Raw genomic sequence first — 16,511 nt, forward strand, 5'->3', positions numbered from 1 at the left:
CCTCCAATTTATTAATTAAATATCCATATTTATTTAACCATTAATACAGTTATAATTCAAGAATATGACAGTTTATTTTTTAGGATGATTTTCTTCCATCCATTGATTCAATTCGCTAATGAATCCTTGGAATTGATTTGGATTTTTGAAATCAGGAATGTTTGCAAGTAAGACTTCTACTGGCTTAGTCTCATTTGCTTTTTTCTTTTGTAAAATTAAGATAGATTTACGCGCTTTCTCGTTTTTAAATAATGTCTTAGGTAAATTAAGAAATGCTTGCATTTCTGTTTCTGTAGCAATGAAATTTTCTAACTGTTTTACATTCTCATCTTCAAAAATATTGCTAGGCACAACTAAAAAGGCATATCCAGTCGCTTTTAAAGCTGTAATCGCTTGCTCAATTAATAAGTAATGAGAATAACTATGCCCTTCTTTAAAGCCTAATTTCATTTCTTTACTACGTTCATCTACTGGATAATAACCGATTGGGAAGTCTCCAATAACGACATCCGCTTCCTCTAATGGTAATGGCATAATCGCATCTTGAGGATAAACATCAAATGGTATTTCTAAGAAGTTAGCTAAATGCACACTTACTCTAGATAAGACTGGGTCCACTTCGATTAAATGATGCATGACTGTAGTCTCTTTTAATACTTCATTAACTGAAGCACTTAAATGCCCTGCCCCGCTTGCAATATCAACTACATGTAATTCATCACTATCTTTTGTAAATTTTTGAACTAAGAAACCTAATATTAAACCGATTGAATCAGGTGTAATTTGGTGATTCGCTTGAATCGTTTCTTCTTGTAATAAACTTAAATAAGCAAATTGAAAGGCTTTACGTCTATCTTGTAACGTTGCTTGTTCAAGTAACTCTCTTTTATTTTGATAAACATCTTCCATAGCTAAACCTAAGTTCTCAATAAAACTTTGGCCATTCTCTTCGTTTAAAGCTTTAGCCTTCTCATCAAGCGTACGGAATAACGTTTCCATAATTGTTTGTTCTTCAGTCATATAAACTTCCTTTCCAACAAAAAAGCGTCCATACTTTTTATTTCTTTAAAATGTAACATCTGTTTCTACATTCTTGTTTTTGAAATAAATATGGACACCTGTGTTTATGTCTTTTCAATCATTTATTTATAAAATCATTAAATATTACGGTAAGCTTCTAAAGCCGCTTCGAAGTTCGGATAATCTGTACCTTCACTTACTAATTCTTTATAAACAACTTTATTATCTTTATCTAGAACAAATACTGAACGTGCTAATAATCTTAATTCTTCCATTACTACACCATAATTTTTACCGAAAGATAAATCTTTATGGTCGCTTAGTGTAATAACATTATCTAAGCCATTAGACGCACACCATCTTTTTTGAGCAAATGGTAAGTCAGCTGAAATTGTTAATACAACGCCATCTTCTTGAGATGCTTCTTCATTAAATTTACGTGTTTGTTGATCACACACACCTGTATCAATTGAAGGTACTACACTGATTAATTTCTTTTGTCCTTAAATTGACTTAAATCTACTTCATTTAAGTTATTATCTAATACTTTAAAGTCTGGAGCTTGTTGTCCTTCTGAAACTTCTGTTCCTAATAAATGAATAGGATTATTTTTAAAAGTAATTTGTGTCATGTTGTTACGACCTCCAAAGTTGGTTAATAAATTCTATCTATAATAATACGATAGTAGTAAATCTTAAATCAATTAATTGATACTGTTCTATATGAATGCAGTATAATTATTTTCCTAATAATTGAACAATATAGTCGTAAGTATTTTTCAAAATTAATAAGGCAGTGACTATTATAAATAATAGTTTAACATAGCCTACACCTTTACTTATAGCTAATTGAGCGCCTATGTATGAACCAATAATCATACTTACTCCCATGATTAAACCATAAACAAAATTAACTTGGCCTAAAATTATGAAAAGAACTAATGCCCCTATATTAGAGGCAAAGTTAAGTACTTTAGCATTTCCAGCTGCACTTAAAAAGTCAAAGCCAAACATTAATAATACAAACAGCATGAAAGAGCCTGTCCCACCACCTAAAAAACCATCGTAAAATCCTATTAATAATAGCAATCCAACAAAAATAATAGCTTTACCAAAGGTTAATTTAGAATAGGTGCGCACATCTCCCCAATCTTTCTTGAATATCGTATAAATTAATACGAGTGTTAATATGACAATAACAAGTGGCTTGAGCACTTGAGCAGGTAAAAATGTTGCTAGACTGGCACCACCCGCTGAAAACACAAATATAAATGGAAAAAGTTTTAGTACGATTGACAAATCAACTTTTCCCGAACGAATAAATTTAATTGCGCTGGTTAACGAACCAAATGAACTTGCTAACTTATTCGTTCCTAACGCTATGGATGGTGGCATACCTATAGCCAGCAATGCAGGAATAGATATTAAGCCACCGCCCCCTACTACAGCATCAATAAATGCCGCTAAGAAACCAAAAGCAATAATGATAATAATGATATTCAAACTGATATCCATGATGCCATCCCCTAAAATTAGTTTTTATTTAAACTAATTTTAGAATAATTCATCTATTAATGCATCAGTATCTTTATCTTTTTCACTCTTATAATCTTTATTAATTGTAATTGTTTCAACATTATCCGCAGCACGTTGCACCATTTCATCAAAATCATAAACACTTTCATATTTAACTACTTTGTCTAGATCTGGTTCTGTCACTGGGTTTTTTGGGGTAAAGATTGTACAACAATCTTCATAAGGTTCAATTGAAACATCGAAAGTTCCTATTTCACGTGCTTTTTTAACGATATCTTCTTTATCAAGAGAAACGAGCGGACGTAAAATTGGCGTAGAAGTGACGTTATTGATTGCGTACATACTTTTTAACGTTTGACTCGCAACTTGTCCTAAGTTTTCCCCATTTACAATCGCGTGTCCGCCGATACGTTCCAATACAATATCAGCCACTCTAAGCATCATGCGTCGTGTTGATGTCATCGTATATCTTGGATGTACGACTTTATTAATTTGTTTTTGGAGTTCCGTAAACGGTACAATGTGTAACTTAATTGGACCTACACGTTCAGATAAAATACGTGTTAATTCAATAACTTTTTCTTTGGCTTTTTCACTAGTGAATGGCGGACTGTGGAAATGAATAGCCTCAATTTTAACGCCACGTTTCATAATTTCCATACCTGCTACAGGAGAATCAATACCGCCTGAAAGCATTAATAATGTTTTTCCGCCACTGCCAACTGGTAAGCCACCAGCGCCTTCATATACTTCTGTATAAATGTAAACACCGTCCATACGCACTTCTACTCTAACGTTATGGTCTGGTTGTTTAACATCTACAGTAATATCTTCTGTGGCTTGTAAAATCACGCCACCTAATTCTCTTTGTAATTCATAGGTATCTAGTGGGAACGATTTATCTACACGTTTAACATCAATTTTAAACGTATCTCCACTATTGAAATTTTGTGCAAGTTCTCTACATAAATTTTTAATGTCATCTAACTCTTGAGTTGTTTTATGAACTGGACTTACAGATTTAATTCCGAAAATTTTAGTTACTCGAGAAATGACTTCTTGAACATCTGCTTCTTCCGTTAACGAGATATACATTCTGTCACGTTTTCCATGTACGTGCGTACCTTCAAGTGATTGTAATGAACGAATCACATTGTCTTTTAACGCATTGACGAATTTTTTACGATTACTTCCCTTTAATGTTAATTCGCCATATCTTACTAATAAATGATCGAATTTCATTTATTTAAGCAACTCCTTTACTTCAGTATATATTGTTTCAAACTTCTCTTTAAATTGATTAATATCTTCTTGTGTCGTTGTATCACCGAGGGATAATCGTATGCTGCCTTCTATTTTGTCCTCATTAATATTCATAGCTAATAAAACTTCATTTAATTTACCGCGTTTTGATGAACAAGCACTTGTCGTCGAAACCATGATATCTAATTTTGAAAACGCATTGACAAGAACTTCTCCTTTTACGCCTGGAAAAGCAATATTTAAAATTTGCGGTGCTCCGTTTTCAGGAGAATTAATATAAACACCTTTATAATCTTTAAAAAATGATCGTAAGTCTTCATTAAATGATGCTAACTTGGTGTGGCGTTCATCTAAATTGCTTACAGCTAAATCAATCGCTTTTACTAATGAAACATCCATAGCAAGATTGACTGTTCCACTGCGCACGCCATATTCTTGGCCTCCACCATGAACGATTGGCTCAAGTTTTTCTTTATTATCAATTAATAATAAACCTTGTCCTTTAAGACCATTAAATTTATGACCGCTGAAACTTACACTGTTCACACCTGTTAATGTCATTGGGACTTTGCCTAAAGCTTGAACGGCATCTACATGTAAATGTGCTTTCGGATATTGTTTTAATAATTCTACAATTTGGTCAATAGGTTGAATTTGGCCCATAATATTATTCACGTACATACAAGTGACTAGTCCTACTTTGTCGTTCATTAAAGAAGCTAAATGATCCATATCAATTTGACCATTTTCTTTAACATTTACGTATTTTAAAACGAAGCCTTGGGTTTCTAAATAGCGCATTACTTCTAACACAGAAGGATGTTCTAAGACAGATGTAATAATTTCATTCGCAAATTGTTTTTTACGTAATGCTACACCTTTTAAGGCAATATTATTAGATTCTGTTGCTCCACTTGTAAATATGACATCATATAGTTGTTTACCGAATAAAAGTTGATTAATACGCTCTTTTGCTTGATTTAATACTTTTTCAGCTTGTAAGCCCATTTTATGCGGGCTATTTGGATTATAATAAACAGATTCATTCACTTTAACAAACGAATCTAACACTTCTTTATGAGGTTTAGTAGTTGCGGCATTATCCAAATAAATCATTTGCAACACTCACTTTCAAATCAAATAAACTATCTAACACAGAGGTCGAGACAAAAGCGTTTAGGATTTGAGCAGAACTGAACAATAAGCAAAATTGTTTCTCAAATTTTGTCGAATTGTGAATCCCCAACTTGCTTTGCTTGTAGAATTTCTAAATGAAATTCTCTGTGTTGGGGCCCCGCTACCTAAAATCCTGCTTTTGGAACGCCGTTAATCGGTTCCCAGAGTACAAACACTTTTGTCTCAATCCCCTTTTAAATTTTCTTAAAAATAGACACTAAAGCATTATACTATTTTTTAACAAAATTTAAAGGCATGTATCCTAAAAATTATAGGATACATGCCTTATCTAAGCGAAATTACTATTCTTTTGTAATTTCGTCTTCAATATATTTAGTGATACCAGGTTCCACACTTTCTAGTGCTTGTTCTGAAATTTCAATTGAGCGTTTGTAACGATTATTTTTAAATAAACGTTCCGCTTCATTTAAGCTTTTATCTACGTTGTTATGATCTTTACGGTAACGGTTACCATATTGAATTAAACGTTCAGCATAAACTGCGTTCACTAGAACATCATTTGCTTCGTCTTCAAATGTATTCATTTGAATCACAATTTTAGATACTCTGTCTTTTAATTGCTTAACATTAATTGGACGCTCGCTAAATTGTTCGTTTACATCTCGAACTTCATGATCAATTTCATTTTTCATAATTACGAAACGTTCTGGCACACTAGTTAAATTAGAAGCAAGCAATCTACGATATACTTCTTCTTTTTTAGATTGAATTCTTAAAAGATGATCTTCTGCATCTGCTTCATCTTCTCTCATTTGGATAAGATGATTTTGTAATTTTTCTTGTTTTTCATTAATGACTTTTACATGGTCATCTAGATATTCTAAGTTGTCTTTAACTTCACTATATCTTACTGCAGATTTAGACATTTCTTTAAGAATATCATCATATACAGTCACTAAATTTTGAATTTCATTCTCATGTTGGCGAATACTATGAACGTCACTTTCATTAATGAAGTAATTCTCACGAATATAATCAATTTCAGTGCGTAACGTATAGTTCATTTCTCTCGCTTTAAACAATTCATTAGTGATGTCTTCTTTTGTTTCTTCCACTTCATTTTTCGCTTTAACTTCATGTTCTATTAAATCGTACATTTCATCAAGTTTATCATTGATTTGTTGAAGTTTATTATTCGCTTCATCTAATTCTAAACGACTAATCATTGGTTCAACGAAATTCAATTCTGTCTTCAAGCTTTGTAACGTACCATCAATTTTAACATGATCTAAATCATAACCATTTGCTTTTAAATCTCTACAACCATATTTTAAATCTTGGAATTGGCCAGGTAATTCTTTTTGAGCTTCTCTAATTAACTCAGGAATTTCAGCCATATATTCTTTAGTTTCATTCATTGATTCACTTAATCCCATAATATGGTTATGCGCTTGAACGTAGTTACCTTCACTTTTAAGCGTGTCATATTGCTCTAATTCAGGCTCAAATGATTCAATTTGTTTTTCAAGGGGTGCTGCTGCTTCCCCAAACTGATGTCTATTTGCTAGCACATCACGTTTCATTTCACGATAATCCGTTTTACATTTGTTATAAACTTCTTCGTTTTCTTTATGTAAAGTTAAGATTTCGTTTACTTCATCTACTTGAGCTTGATAACCCGCTTCGTATCTGTCCATTAATTCATGAGCGTCGTCGATATCTGTTTGCGCTCCTGAAAATTGGAATTTATCAAGTTGAAGTTCAGCATCATGAATCTTTTCTTCAACTGGTGCTAGATAATTGTTTGTATGATCTAAGGTGTCTTGTTTTAAAGCATCATATTTTGTTCTAGTTTCACCTTTTAAGTTTAATTCAGAAAGTTTCTCTAAATTCTTTTCAAATGGTAGTTGTTGGATTTTTACTTTACGATCTTCAGCTTCTTCAACAATTTTTCTCTTGCTAGAACGCATGTAGAACATAACACCAACAACAATCAATATGATGATTAATATTGCTAATATAATGAATACAGCCATCTCATTCTCCTCCTATATTAACATCATTATAACGTAACTTTCCCTCTCATTAAAATAAAAATTAAATGAATTGATAGATTATTTTTTTCACTTTATACTTAATTGTAAAATAATCGAATGAGGTATTCCTATGACAGATATCAAAGAAACAAATTATAGCCTGTTAGAAAAGCAACTTGCTAGTCTTATTGAAGATGAAACGAATCTAATAGCCATCTTAAGTAATACATCTGCTTTAATTAACGATTCGTTAGATCAAGTCAACTGGGTTGGTTTCTATTTAATAGAAAATAATGAACTTATCTTAGGACCTTTCCAAGGACACCCAGCCTGCGTTCATATCGCAATAGGTAAAGGCGTATGTGGCACAGCTGTATCAGAAGATAAAACACAATTAGTCGCAGATGTACATGCTTTCCCTGGTCATATTGCTTGCGATGCCAATAGTAATTCTGAAATTGTAGTTCCTATTCATAAAAATGGAGAAATTATTGGTGTATTAGATATTGATGCGCCTATAAAAAATCGTTTTTCAGAAGAAGACCAACAAGGTTTAGAAGCAATTGTATCTATTTTAGAAAATCAATTATCAAAATAATTATAAATGTATTGACACTTTAAAAAATACTGGTACAATGGATTTTGTGTGAATTAACGAAAATAGCAGTTGTATATTATTGAGCGCTATGTTGTTCCCGAAGCGGACGTGTCACGTAACTGTAGCTATAAGGTGAAGACACATAAAACAACATATCTTGATGAGCATACAACACTCTTTTTTGTTTATTCATAACAACAAAAAAGAAAAAGGAGGAGTCTTATTATGGCTCGATTCAGAGGTTCAAACTGGAAAAAATCTCGTCGTTTAGGTATCTCATTAAGTGGTACTGGTAAAGAATTAGAAAAACGTCCTTACGCACCAGGACAACACGGTCCAAACCAACGTAAAAAATTATCAGAGTATGGTTTACAATTACGTGAAAAACAAAAATTACGTTACTTATATGGAATGACTGAAAGACAATTCCGTAACACATTTGACATCGCTGGTAAACAACACGGTGTTCATGGTGAAAACTTCATGATCTTATTAGCTAGCCGTTTAGATGCAGTTGTATACTCATTAGGTTTAGCTCGTACTCGCCGTCAAGCTCGTCAATTAGTTGGTCACGGTCACGTTGAAGTTGATGGTCGTCGCGTTGACATCCCATCATACTCATTAAAACCTGGTCAAGTTATCACTGTACGTGAAAAATCACAAAACTTAGACATCATCAAAGAATCAGTTGAAATTAACAATTTCGTACCTGAATACTTAGACTTCGATGCAGACAGCTTAAAAGGTACTTTCGTACGCTTCCCTGAACGTAGCGAATTACCTGCTGAAATCAACGAACAATTAATCGTTGAGTACTACTCAAGATAAGTTGCGTAGTATTAAAACCACCCTTTCCTTTCGGATTGGGTGGTTTTTTTATATCTTTATTACAATTTAAATAATTCATCTGGAATATCAGAAATAATTCCATCTACCTCTAAGTTGATAAGCTTCTTAACATCTTTAGCCTTATTCACTGTATATGGAATGACTTTCAAATCATTCTCATGCGCACGTGTAATGAATTTTTTATTCACTAATTTATAATTTGGATTCACAAATGTCGCATATTGAGCAATCTCTTCAAAGTCGGGTAATTTATACCAATATTTCTTTTTACTAATCAATACCCCTAATTGATAATCACTCTGTAGTGATGATAGTCGTTTGACGCTATCAGCATCAAAGGATTGAAGAATCGCTTTATGTGATGGGACTTGATGTGCTTTTAATCGCTGTACGACCGCTTCCTCAATGCCAGGATATTGACTTGGCACCTTTAACTCTATTAATAATTTTTTAGAATAATGATTAAATACTTCCAACACTTCATCAAACGTAGATATTTTTGTATTTGAAAAGGCTTTGCCATGTTTAACGCCAAAGTCAAAGTTTCTAAGTTCTTCAAGTGTGTAATCCATCACTTTCCCTTTTCCATTAGACGTACGATCAATCGTATCATCATGAATCACTACTAATTCCTTATCTTTAGTGAAATGCACATCTATTTCTAACATATCAATGTGTTGCATTAATGCTGCTTTAAATCCTTCAACAGTATTTTCAGGATAGCGATGTGATAATCCACGATGCGCTACAATTTGAAAAGCTTGATTGGGTTTAGATATTTTCATAAAAAGACACCTTTCTTTCATCTTGCACCACTTTCAACTAAACTTAAGTTAACACACAATTTACGGAGGTCAAACTGATATGGTGAAACATGATTTCGAAGTTCAAACTAAATGGCAAGGTGGTCGCGAAGAGGTAGGTACAGTTACCGGCGACGTGATTTCTGAACATATTTCAATTCCTGCTCCTTTGGGTGGTAACGGTACAGGTACAAATCCAGATGAATTATTAGTATCTGCCGCATCTTCTTGCTATATTATCTCCCTAGCCGCTACGCTTGAACGAGCTAAATTTACAAATATAGAGTTAACGATCAAGACCATTGGTACTGCTCTTTTTGAAAATGGAAAATTCAAAATGGATAAGATTACGCACTACCCTTCTATTACAGTTTCGAGTGATGAGAAATCAACATTAGAAAAACGTTTACCTAAATTATTAACGATTGCTGATAATAACTGTATGATTTCAAATTCTATACGCAATAATGTAACTATCGATATTCAACCTACTATTGAATAATCTTAAGCAATCTCACTATAAATCTTTGTGGGATTGCTTAATTCTCTTTTAAATTGTCAGAATATTTGTTAAAATAATTAAATCTTATCTATGTGGGAGGAAATTTAACTATGTATTATTATGAACCTTTATTACTAACACCCGGACCAACTCCAGTCCCTCCAGAAATTAATCATGCTATGAATTTACCAATGGTAGGTCACCGTTCTCCAGATTTCGAAGTTATTGCGAAAGAAGCTTTCAATAATTTGAAACCTATCTTTGGTACGCAAAATGAAGTTATGATATTAACTTCAAGTGGGACAAGTGTGCTCGAAGCCAGCATGTTAAATATCGTCAATCCAGACGACCACTTTGTTGTCATCGTTTCAGGTGCATTTGGTAATCGCTTTAAGCAAATTGCAGAAACATACTATAAAAATGTACATATTTATGATGTGGAATGGGGTAAAGCAGTCAATGTTGATGAATTCGTTCAATTCCTTTCTTCAATTGACCACAAAATTACTGCTATCTTTACTCAATACTGCGAAACTTCAACTGCCGTACTACATCCAGTCGGAGAATTAGGCAAAGCTATCAAAGAATTTGATAATGACATTTATTATGTAGTGGATGGCGTGAGCTGTATTGGTGCAGTTGATGTAAATCTTGAGAGAGATCACATTGACGTACTCGTATCAGGCAGTCAAAAAGCCTTAATGTTACCTCCTGGTCTTGCATTCGTCGCTTATAATCATCGTGCTCAACAACGATTTAGTGACGTAACTACCCCACGCTTCTATTTAAATTTAAATAAATACTTTGATTCACTTCAACAACATTCAACACCTTTCACTCCAAATGTAGGTCTATTTAGAGCTATTAATGCCTATGCAACTTTAGTAAATAAAGAAGGATTTAATAATACGATTGCACGACATAACACTATTAAAAATGCGTTAAGAGCTGCATTGAAAAAACTTGATTTAGACTTATTAGTTGATGACGCTTACGCTTCTCCTACTGTAACAGCTTTCGTACCTAAAGACGAAGCGGAAGTTAAACACATTAAATCTACATTAAAATCACAATTTAATATTACTATCGCTGGCGGACAAGGAAAATTAAAAGGTAAAATATTGCGCATTGGTCATATGGGTAAGGTTTCTCCATTTGATATTTTATCTGTAGTCACAGCATTAGAACTTATTCTGACAGATTATCGTAAAGTAAATTATATTGGTAAAGCAACTACTAAATATACGGAGGTCATCCAACATGACGCATAAAATTTTAGTTTCAGACCCTATTTCTGAAGAAGGTTTACATAGTTTACTCTCTCACCCAGATTTTGAAGTAGATATTAAAACAGATTTAACACCTGAACAACTAGTTGACGTTATCCCACAATATGAAGGCTTAATCGTACGTAGCCAAACACAAGTTACTGCTGACGTCATCAATCAAGCACAACAATTAAAAGTGATTGCCCGTGCAGGCGTTGGTGTAGATAACATTGATATTGAAGCGGCTACTTTGAAAGGGATTTTAGTCGTTAACGCACCAGATGGAAATACAATTTCTGCTACTGAACATTCAGTGGCTATGATTTTAGCAATGGCGCGTAATATCCTTCAAGCTCATGCTTCATTGAAAAGTAAAGAATGGAACCGTAAAGCTTTTAAAGGTGTAGAATTATATCAAAAGACATTAGGTGTCATCGGAGCAGGACGTATAGGCTTAGGCGTAGCTAAAAGACTACAAAGCTTTGGCATGAAAATTCTAGCATTTGACCCCTACTTAACTGAAGAAAAAGCACAACAACTAGATATTCAACTAGCTACAGTAGATGAAATTGCTGCCAATGCAGACTTTGTAACTGTACACACGCCTTTAACACCTAAAACACGTGGCATTATTAATGCTGATTTCTTTGCTAAAGCAAAACCTTCACTACAAATTATTAATGTAGCTCGAGGTGGCATTATTAATGAACAAGATTTACTTAATGCATTAGACAATAATCAAATTGCACATGCAGCTTTAGACGTATTCGAACATGAACCTCCTACTTCTTCACCTTTATTGGATCATGACAAAGTTATTGTCACACCACATTTAGGCGCTTCAACTGTTGAAGCTCAAGAAAAAGTAGCTATCTCAGTAGCCAATGAGATGATTGATATTCTTGAAAATGGAAACGTCACAAATGCAGTTAATGCACCAAGATTAAATTTAAATAATATAGACGAAGTAACACAACAATGGATTGAAGTCGGAGAATTATCTGGCGAATTAGCTATTCAATTATTAGAAGAAGTCCCTAGAGAAATCAAAATTACTTTCAACGGAGAAGTAAGTGAAAAAGATACAGATTTAATTATCCGTTCTATAGTCACACGCATTTTACAACAAGATTTAGGAGAACGCGTAAATCTAATCAATGCAATGGCATTACTGAAAGAACAAGGTGTGACGCATCACATTGAAAACCGTGCCTCTCAAGGAACGTTCAGTAATTACATTCAAATTCACTTAACTGGTGCAAAAGAAGAAGTCAAAATCGGAGCGACTGTGGTTTCAGGATTTGGCCCACGTATTGTACGTATTAATGATTACTCAGTTGACTTTAAACCTAACGCTTATCAATTCATTTCATACCATGCAGATAAACCTGGTATGGTCGGATTAACAGGACAATTATTAGGCAAACATGATATTAACATCGCTTCTATGTCATTAGGACGTCATAGCGAAGGTGGCCAAGCGATGATGGTTCTTTCAGTTGACCAACCTGTAACTCAAGAAGTTATTAATGAATTATATCAATCTGGTGGTTTTGAAAAAATTTACGGTACTACTTTATCAGTAAAATAGTACAAATATATTATAAAAGCTCGTAGATGAAACCCCTGTTCATCTATGAGCCTCTTTTTATAATAAAATGTCACGAATTTTTCCTACGTGATCTACGATATGGTCGGCATGATATTGTTCTAATTCTTCACGCGCTTCTTGCCCTTTCAAACCTGTTAATGTACCTATGAAAGTAGCACCTATTTTTTTCGCGCATAATAAATCTGCTAATGAATCTCCAACGATATATACTTCTTCTTTATTAACAACATTTTCTTGCTCAGTGATATACGTTTTATAATCCGATTGTTGATTGCCATTAAGGGTTGCAATATAACAAAACGGATTGGGTTTCCCTAAAGGAATATACTGTGGAAATTCACTTTCTGCTTCAAGAACATCGCTTGCAGTTACAATGTTGTTGTTATCGAAATATTCTAGAAGACCAAGCGATTCAAACGGTACTATAGTTTCTGTTTTTGGACGCCCTGTGGCAATGGCTAATTGATAACCCGCTTCTTGTAAATCATGTAATAAGGTTTTGACTTCTTCCACTGGTCTTAGAATGATTTCATCGTATATGAAGCCTTCTTTTTGAGCATTAATAGGTGCTTTCTTTTCAACTTCCTTAAATAACTTTCCACCTAAATACCAATTTTGGTAAACTTCTCTAGATAATTGCCATAAAGGACCTTTTAATTTAAATACATTGGCATCATCTGTATTAAGTTGCAATTTAGCAAATTCTTCTAAAGCTGCATATATATTAGCTTTGTCACTTTCGATATCTTTAATAAATGTTAAAGGCGCCTCATAATCAATCTCTACATCACTGTTAATCAAAGTTTGTAGCTGTTGTAAGTCATCTTGAGAAATCAATTTTAATTGTAAAAATTGGTTTACAACTTGTGTATCTAACGCTTTTAAAATATGTATAAAATGAATACTAAACACAACAAAGAGCATGTCCCAGTTGGAATTAAGACCTAAGGATTTTAATTGTTTTAATATACGATCGTGTTGAAATACTCTATTTCTCACTTCTTCAATCAGTTCATCATTCATATTTTCAAAATTAATAGATTTATCTAAACCAAGAAAAGTCTTACTCTTAAGCATTTCTTCTACAGTTAGCGCTGAAACATCAAAACAGCGTTCCTCACTTAAAAATACCCCATCGACATCAAATAATATTGACTTCATTTCACCGCTCCCCTTTTATTTTAAATATTCTGATACTTTTAATCATAACTAACCTATTATTAAAGTCAATATGATATAAAAAGAAACCAGCATGATATATAAATTGATTACATATCACACTGGTTATCTGAACAACATATATTTATCAATAGGCTTTTATCTTATCAGACTACTAAGACATATATTGTCTTTTTAATTATTTCTTGAAAAATTAATGCATTTGTTTTTCAATTTCATCAGCTACTTGCTGAACATGTGTGCCAATAATGACTTGTGTAGAGTGTTTACCATTTTTGGTTACACCAACAGCGCCTGCATTTCTAATTTTTTGTTCATCGATAATAGAATTGTCTTTTAATTCCATTCTTAAACGTGTTGCGCAATTTGTTAGTGTATCGATGTTTTCACTACCGCCTAAGCCTTCTAGAATTTGACTTGCAGTTTTATGGTATCTGCCTTTTCCAGAAGCAACAGCTTGATCAGTAGAATCATCGGTAGTGTCATCAGTTGGATCTGCTAATAAGTTTGTGCCTCTACCTATAGTGTTAAGATTAAATACTTGAATGATTACACGGAAAATCACATAGTACAGAATAAAGAATACAATGCCTTGAACAAAAATCATGAGTGGATGATTTGCTACAGGATTGATGAGTGATAGTGCGTAATCAATTAAACCAGCACTAAATGAGAACCCAGCTGTCCAGTGGAAGAATGAAGCGATAAATAAAGATAGTCCTGTTAAGAACGCATGGACAACAAATAATACTGGAGCCACAAACATGAATGCAAATTCAATTGGCTCAGTTACACCTACTATGAATGCTGAGATAGCGCTGGCTAAGAACCAACCATAAACTTGTTTCTTTTGGCTAGATTGAGCTGTATGATACATCGCTAAAGCTGCTGCAGGCATTCCAAACATCATAATTGGGAAAAATCCAGCTTGATAACGACCAGTGATACCTTTAATTGCTCCTTGACCAGTTTGGAATTTACCGATGTCATTAATACCCGCTGTATCAAACCAGAATACTGCGTTTAATGCATGATGTAGGCCTGTCGGAATAAGTAAACGGTTGAAGAAGCCATATAAAAATGCTCCGAATGGACCAAATCCTACGAGCCATTCACCAAATTGTACTATTGCAGAATAAATATAAGGCCATGTAAACATTAGAATAACGATTAAGAATGTACAGAAGAAGACTGTCATAATTGGTACTAAACGTTTACCACTGAAAAATGATAATGCTAATGGTAATTCAACATCACTAAATTTGTTATAACAATATGCAGCAATCAATCCGATAATAATACCAATAAAAACGTTTGAATTATCCATTTTTTCGAACCCTTGGTTTACTGCGCTTATTTTAATATTAAATAGTGGTGCTATGTGTTTAGGCGTTAATACTTCTACTACCAACGCATAACCCAAAGCCGCGGCCAACGCTACTGCACCGTCATTTTTCTTAGCCATGCCGATTGCTACACCGATTGCAAAGATGAGACCTAGTTGGCCTAGTATAGCTGTTCCCACTGTTGAAAAGAACAGTGCGACAGTTGGCAATACGTGTAATGCTTTGAGTAAGTTACCAATTCCAACGATAATTGCACCAGCTGGCAACACAGCGACTGGTAACATTAACGATCGCCCTAAATTTTGAAAAAACTTAAACATCTATGATATTTCCTCCCAAAATACTAACTATTTAATTAAATAGCAATATTATTTATGTATGATATACACCTATAATAATTTATCATATTTGGAAGCGTTTTTGTCGTTATATTTTCAGTAAAAATCATCAAATTTATGGCTTAAAATGAATTGGTTATGATGGTTATCACGAAGTTGGATAAAAAGCTGAATTAGGAGCATCTATTGAGTTGAGATTAAATAAAAAACTCTTGAACCTAAATTAAGATTCAAGAGCTTTAGAAGCTATAATGAAGTTTATTTATTATTTGAGAAACGTTTGAATGTTAATAATGAACCTGCTGCTAGTAAAACAGAAGCAATAATTGTTACTAAACCAGAGTTAGATTGTTCTCCTGTTTCTGGTAAAGCTTTAGTAGTTTGTTGTTTGTTATTTTGAGTTGATACATTTTTTTCTGTAGTTTGTTGGTCAGTATTTTGTGTAGTTGTGTTATTATCTGTAGCTTGTTGGTCAGTATTTTGTGTAGAAATATTATTATCAGTTGTTTGCTTTTGTTGTTCAGAGTTTGCATTATCATTAGTGCTATTATTAGATGTTGAATCTTGTGATTTTGCAAATTGGTAATAACCTACCTTAGTTAATTCTCCGCGCTCAGTTCCAGCAGCTGCTCCAGCTCCAGATTCAACTAGACCATCTTTGTGAACTTTGACAGCTCCTGATCCATGACCAGACTTATTACCATAAAGAATTAAATAATAATCTCCTTTGTCTTGTGGAGTATTAAAGTTTACGTTCTCTGGGTGATAACCATTTTCTTTCATAACACTACTTCCAATTTCTGTAGCATTGTCTGCTGTTACTTCACTTTCAGCTGCATGAGCTTGATGTACTCCTACACCACTAAATAATAGTGCTCCTGCTAGAGTAGTTGTAGTAAAGATACTTGATTTTTTCATTTTTACGTCCCCTTTATTAATTAAAATTAAAAATAAAAAATAAATCACAATATATTTTGCATCACAATGTTGTTCGTATATATATTAACATGCACTTGTTTAAATAT

General features: G+C 33.4%; 14 protein-coding genes and 1 pseudogene. 5 read left to right on the plus strand and 10 right to left on the minus strand.

Features of this window, described 5'->3' with window-relative positions:
- Nucleotides 1-72: 72 nt before the first annotated feature.
- From CD127_RS09660 to ezrA, 6 genes and pseudogenes are all read right to left on the minus strand, one after another.
- Nucleotides 73-1,020, minus strand: a complete 948-nt coding sequence (locus tag CD127_RS09660; protein WP_103366555.1) for a class I SAM-dependent methyltransferase — start codon at nt 1,018-1,020, stop codon at nt 73-75.
- Nucleotides 1,021-1,157: 137 nt separating this feature from the next.
- A pseudogene (tpx, locus tag CD127_RS09665) lies at nt 1,158-1,651 on the minus strand (thiol peroxidase).
- 106 nt (nt 1,652-1,757) lie between these two features.
- Complete coding sequence (locus CD127_RS09670) at nt 1,758-2,534, minus strand: TSUP family transporter (RefSeq protein WP_103366556.1); 777 nt, start codon at nt 2,532-2,534, stop codon at nt 1,758-1,760.
- A gap of 39 nt (nt 2,535-2,573) precedes the next feature.
- A complete protein-coding gene (gene thiI / locus CD127_RS09675; RefSeq protein WP_103366557.1) occupies nt 2,574-3,797 on the minus strand; it encodes a tRNA uracil 4-sulfurtransferase ThiI in 1,224 nt (407 codons plus the stop codon).
- Complete coding sequence (locus tag CD127_RS09680) at nt 3,798-4,934, minus strand: cysteine desulfurase family protein (protein WP_103366558.1); 1,137 nt, start codon at nt 4,932-4,934, stop codon at nt 3,798-3,800.
- Nucleotides 4,935-5,296: 362 nt separating this feature from the next.
- Entirely contained in the window at nt 5,297-6,991 is a 1,695-nt protein-coding gene (ezrA, locus tag CD127_RS09685) for a septation ring formation regulator EzrA (protein WP_103298523.1), read from the minus strand.
- 130 nt (nt 6,992-7,121) lie between these two features.
- On the opposite strand from ezrA, the gene CD127_RS09690 reads away from it, so the two are divergent.
- Both CD127_RS09690 and rpsD read left to right on the plus strand, forming a co-directional pair.
- The gene (locus tag CD127_RS09690; RefSeq protein ID WP_103366559.1) at nt 7,122-7,589 is read left to right on the plus strand and encodes a GAF domain-containing protein; all 468 of its coding nucleotides are present in this window, start codon (nt 7,122-7,124) and stop codon (nt 7,587-7,589) included.
- 225 nt (nt 7,590-7,814) lie between these two features.
- Nucleotides 7,815-8,417, plus strand: coding sequence for a 30S ribosomal protein S4 (gene rpsD, locus CD127_RS09695; protein ID WP_011275505.1), 603 nt, complete (start codon nt 7,815-7,817; stop codon nt 8,415-8,417).
- Nucleotides 8,418-8,476: 59 nt separating this feature from the next.
- Here rpsD and CD127_RS09700 read toward each other — a convergent pair whose 3' ends face one another.
- Nucleotides 8,477-9,223 carry a glycerophosphodiester phosphodiesterase gene (locus CD127_RS09700; protein ID WP_103366560.1) on the minus strand — a complete coding sequence of 249 codons (747 nt, stop codon included), beginning with the start codon at nt 9,221-9,223 and terminating at the stop codon, nt 8,477-8,479.
- Between the two features lie 79 nt (nt 9,224-9,302).
- On the opposite strand from CD127_RS09700, the gene CD127_RS09705 reads away from it, so the two are divergent.
- The 3 genes from CD127_RS09705 (at nt 9,303) to serA (ending at nt 12,602) form a co-directional block, all read left to right on the plus strand.
- Nucleotides 9,303-9,743, plus strand: a complete 441-nt coding sequence (locus CD127_RS09705; RefSeq protein WP_103366561.1) for an OsmC family protein — start codon at nt 9,303-9,305, stop codon at nt 9,741-9,743.
- Between the two features lie 110 nt (nt 9,744-9,853).
- A complete protein-coding gene (locus CD127_RS09710; RefSeq protein ID WP_103366562.1) occupies nt 9,854-11,014 on the plus strand; it encodes a pyridoxal-phosphate-dependent aminotransferase family protein in 1,161 nt (386 codons plus the stop codon).
- The gene (gene serA / locus CD127_RS09715; protein ID WP_103366563.1) at nt 11,004-12,602 is read left to right on the plus strand and encodes a phosphoglycerate dehydrogenase; all 1,599 of its coding nucleotides are present in this window, start codon (nt 11,004-11,006) and stop codon (nt 12,600-12,602) included. Before CD127_RS09710 ends, serA begins: the two co-directional genes overlap by 11 nt.
- A 57-nt stretch (nt 12,603-12,659) precedes the next feature.
- On the opposite strand, the gene CD127_RS09720 is transcribed toward serA, so the two are convergent.
- The 3 genes from CD127_RS09720 to CD127_RS09730 all read right to left on the minus strand — a co-directional run bounded on the left by CD127_RS09720 (nt 12,660) and on the right by CD127_RS09730 (nt 16,404).
- The gene (locus CD127_RS09720) at nt 12,660-13,784 is read right to left on the minus strand and encodes an HAD family hydrolase (protein ID WP_103366564.1); all 1,125 of its coding nucleotides are present in this window, start codon (nt 13,782-13,784) and stop codon (nt 12,660-12,662) included.
- Nucleotides 13,785-13,995: 211 nt separating this feature from the next.
- Nucleotides 13,996-15,468 carry an N-acetylglucosamine-specific PTS transporter subunit IIBC gene (nagE, locus tag CD127_RS09725; RefSeq protein ID WP_103366565.1) on the minus strand — a complete coding sequence of 491 codons (1,473 nt, stop codon included), beginning with the start codon at nt 15,466-15,468 and terminating at the stop codon, nt 13,996-13,998.
- 276 nt (nt 15,469-15,744) lie between these two features.
- A complete protein-coding gene (locus CD127_RS09730) occupies nt 15,745-16,404 on the minus strand; it encodes an LPXTG cell wall anchor domain-containing protein (protein ID WP_103366566.1) in 660 nt (219 codons plus the stop codon).
- Nucleotides 16,405-16,511 lie beyond the last annotated feature (107 nt).

The sequence above is a fragment of the Staphylococcus petrasii genome (genome assembly GCF_002902565.1).
In the GTDB taxonomy this organism is placed as follows: domain Bacteria; phylum Bacillota; class Bacilli; order Staphylococcales; family Staphylococcaceae; genus Staphylococcus; species Staphylococcus petrasii.

Coding starts and splice junctions, on each gene's coding strand:
- CD127_RS09660 (WP_103366555.1), bottom strand. CDS start 1,020: ATGACTGAAGAACAAACAATTATGGAAACGTTATTCCGTACGCTTGAT.
- CD127_RS09670 (WP_103366556.1), bottom strand. CDS start 2,534: ATGGATATCAGTTTGAATATCATTATTATCATTATTGCTTTTGGTTTC.
- thiI (WP_103366557.1), bottom strand. CDS start 3,797: ATGAAATTCGATCATTTATTAGTAAGATATGGCGAATTAACATTAAAG.
- CD127_RS09680 (WP_103366558.1), bottom strand. CDS start 4,934: ATGATTTATTTGGATAATGCCGCAACTACTAAACCTCATAAAGAAGTG.
- ezrA (WP_103298523.1), bottom strand. CDS start 6,991: ATGGCTGTATTCATTATATTAGCAATATTAATCATCATATTGATTGTT.
- CD127_RS09690 (WP_103366559.1), top strand. CDS start 7,122: ATGACAGATATCAAAGAAACAAATTATAGCCTGTTAGAAAAGCAACTT.
- rpsD (WP_011275505.1), top strand. CDS start 7,815: ATGGCTCGATTCAGAGGTTCAAACTGGAAAAAATCTCGTCGTTTAGGT.
- CD127_RS09700 (WP_103366560.1), bottom strand. CDS start 9,223: ATGAAAATATCTAAACCCAATCAAGCTTTTCAAATTGTAGCGCATCGT.
- CD127_RS09705 (WP_103366561.1), top strand. CDS start 9,303: ATGGTGAAACATGATTTCGAAGTTCAAACTAAATGGCAAGGTGGTCGC.
- CD127_RS09710 (WP_103366562.1), top strand. CDS start 9,854: ATGTATTATTATGAACCTTTATTACTAACACCCGGACCAACTCCAGTC.
- serA (WP_103366563.1), top strand. CDS start 11,004: ATGACGCATAAAATTTTAGTTTCAGACCCTATTTCTGAAGAAGGTTTA.
- CD127_RS09720 (WP_103366564.1), bottom strand. CDS start 13,784: ATGAAGTCAATATTATTTGATGTCGATGGGGTATTTTTAAGTGAGGAA.
- nagE (WP_103366565.1), bottom strand. CDS start 15,468: ATGTTTAAGTTTTTTCAAAATTTAGGGCGATCGTTAATGTTACCAGTC.
- CD127_RS09730 (WP_103366566.1), bottom strand. CDS start 16,404: ATGAAAAAATCAAGTATCTTTACTACAACTACTCTAGCAGGAGCACTA.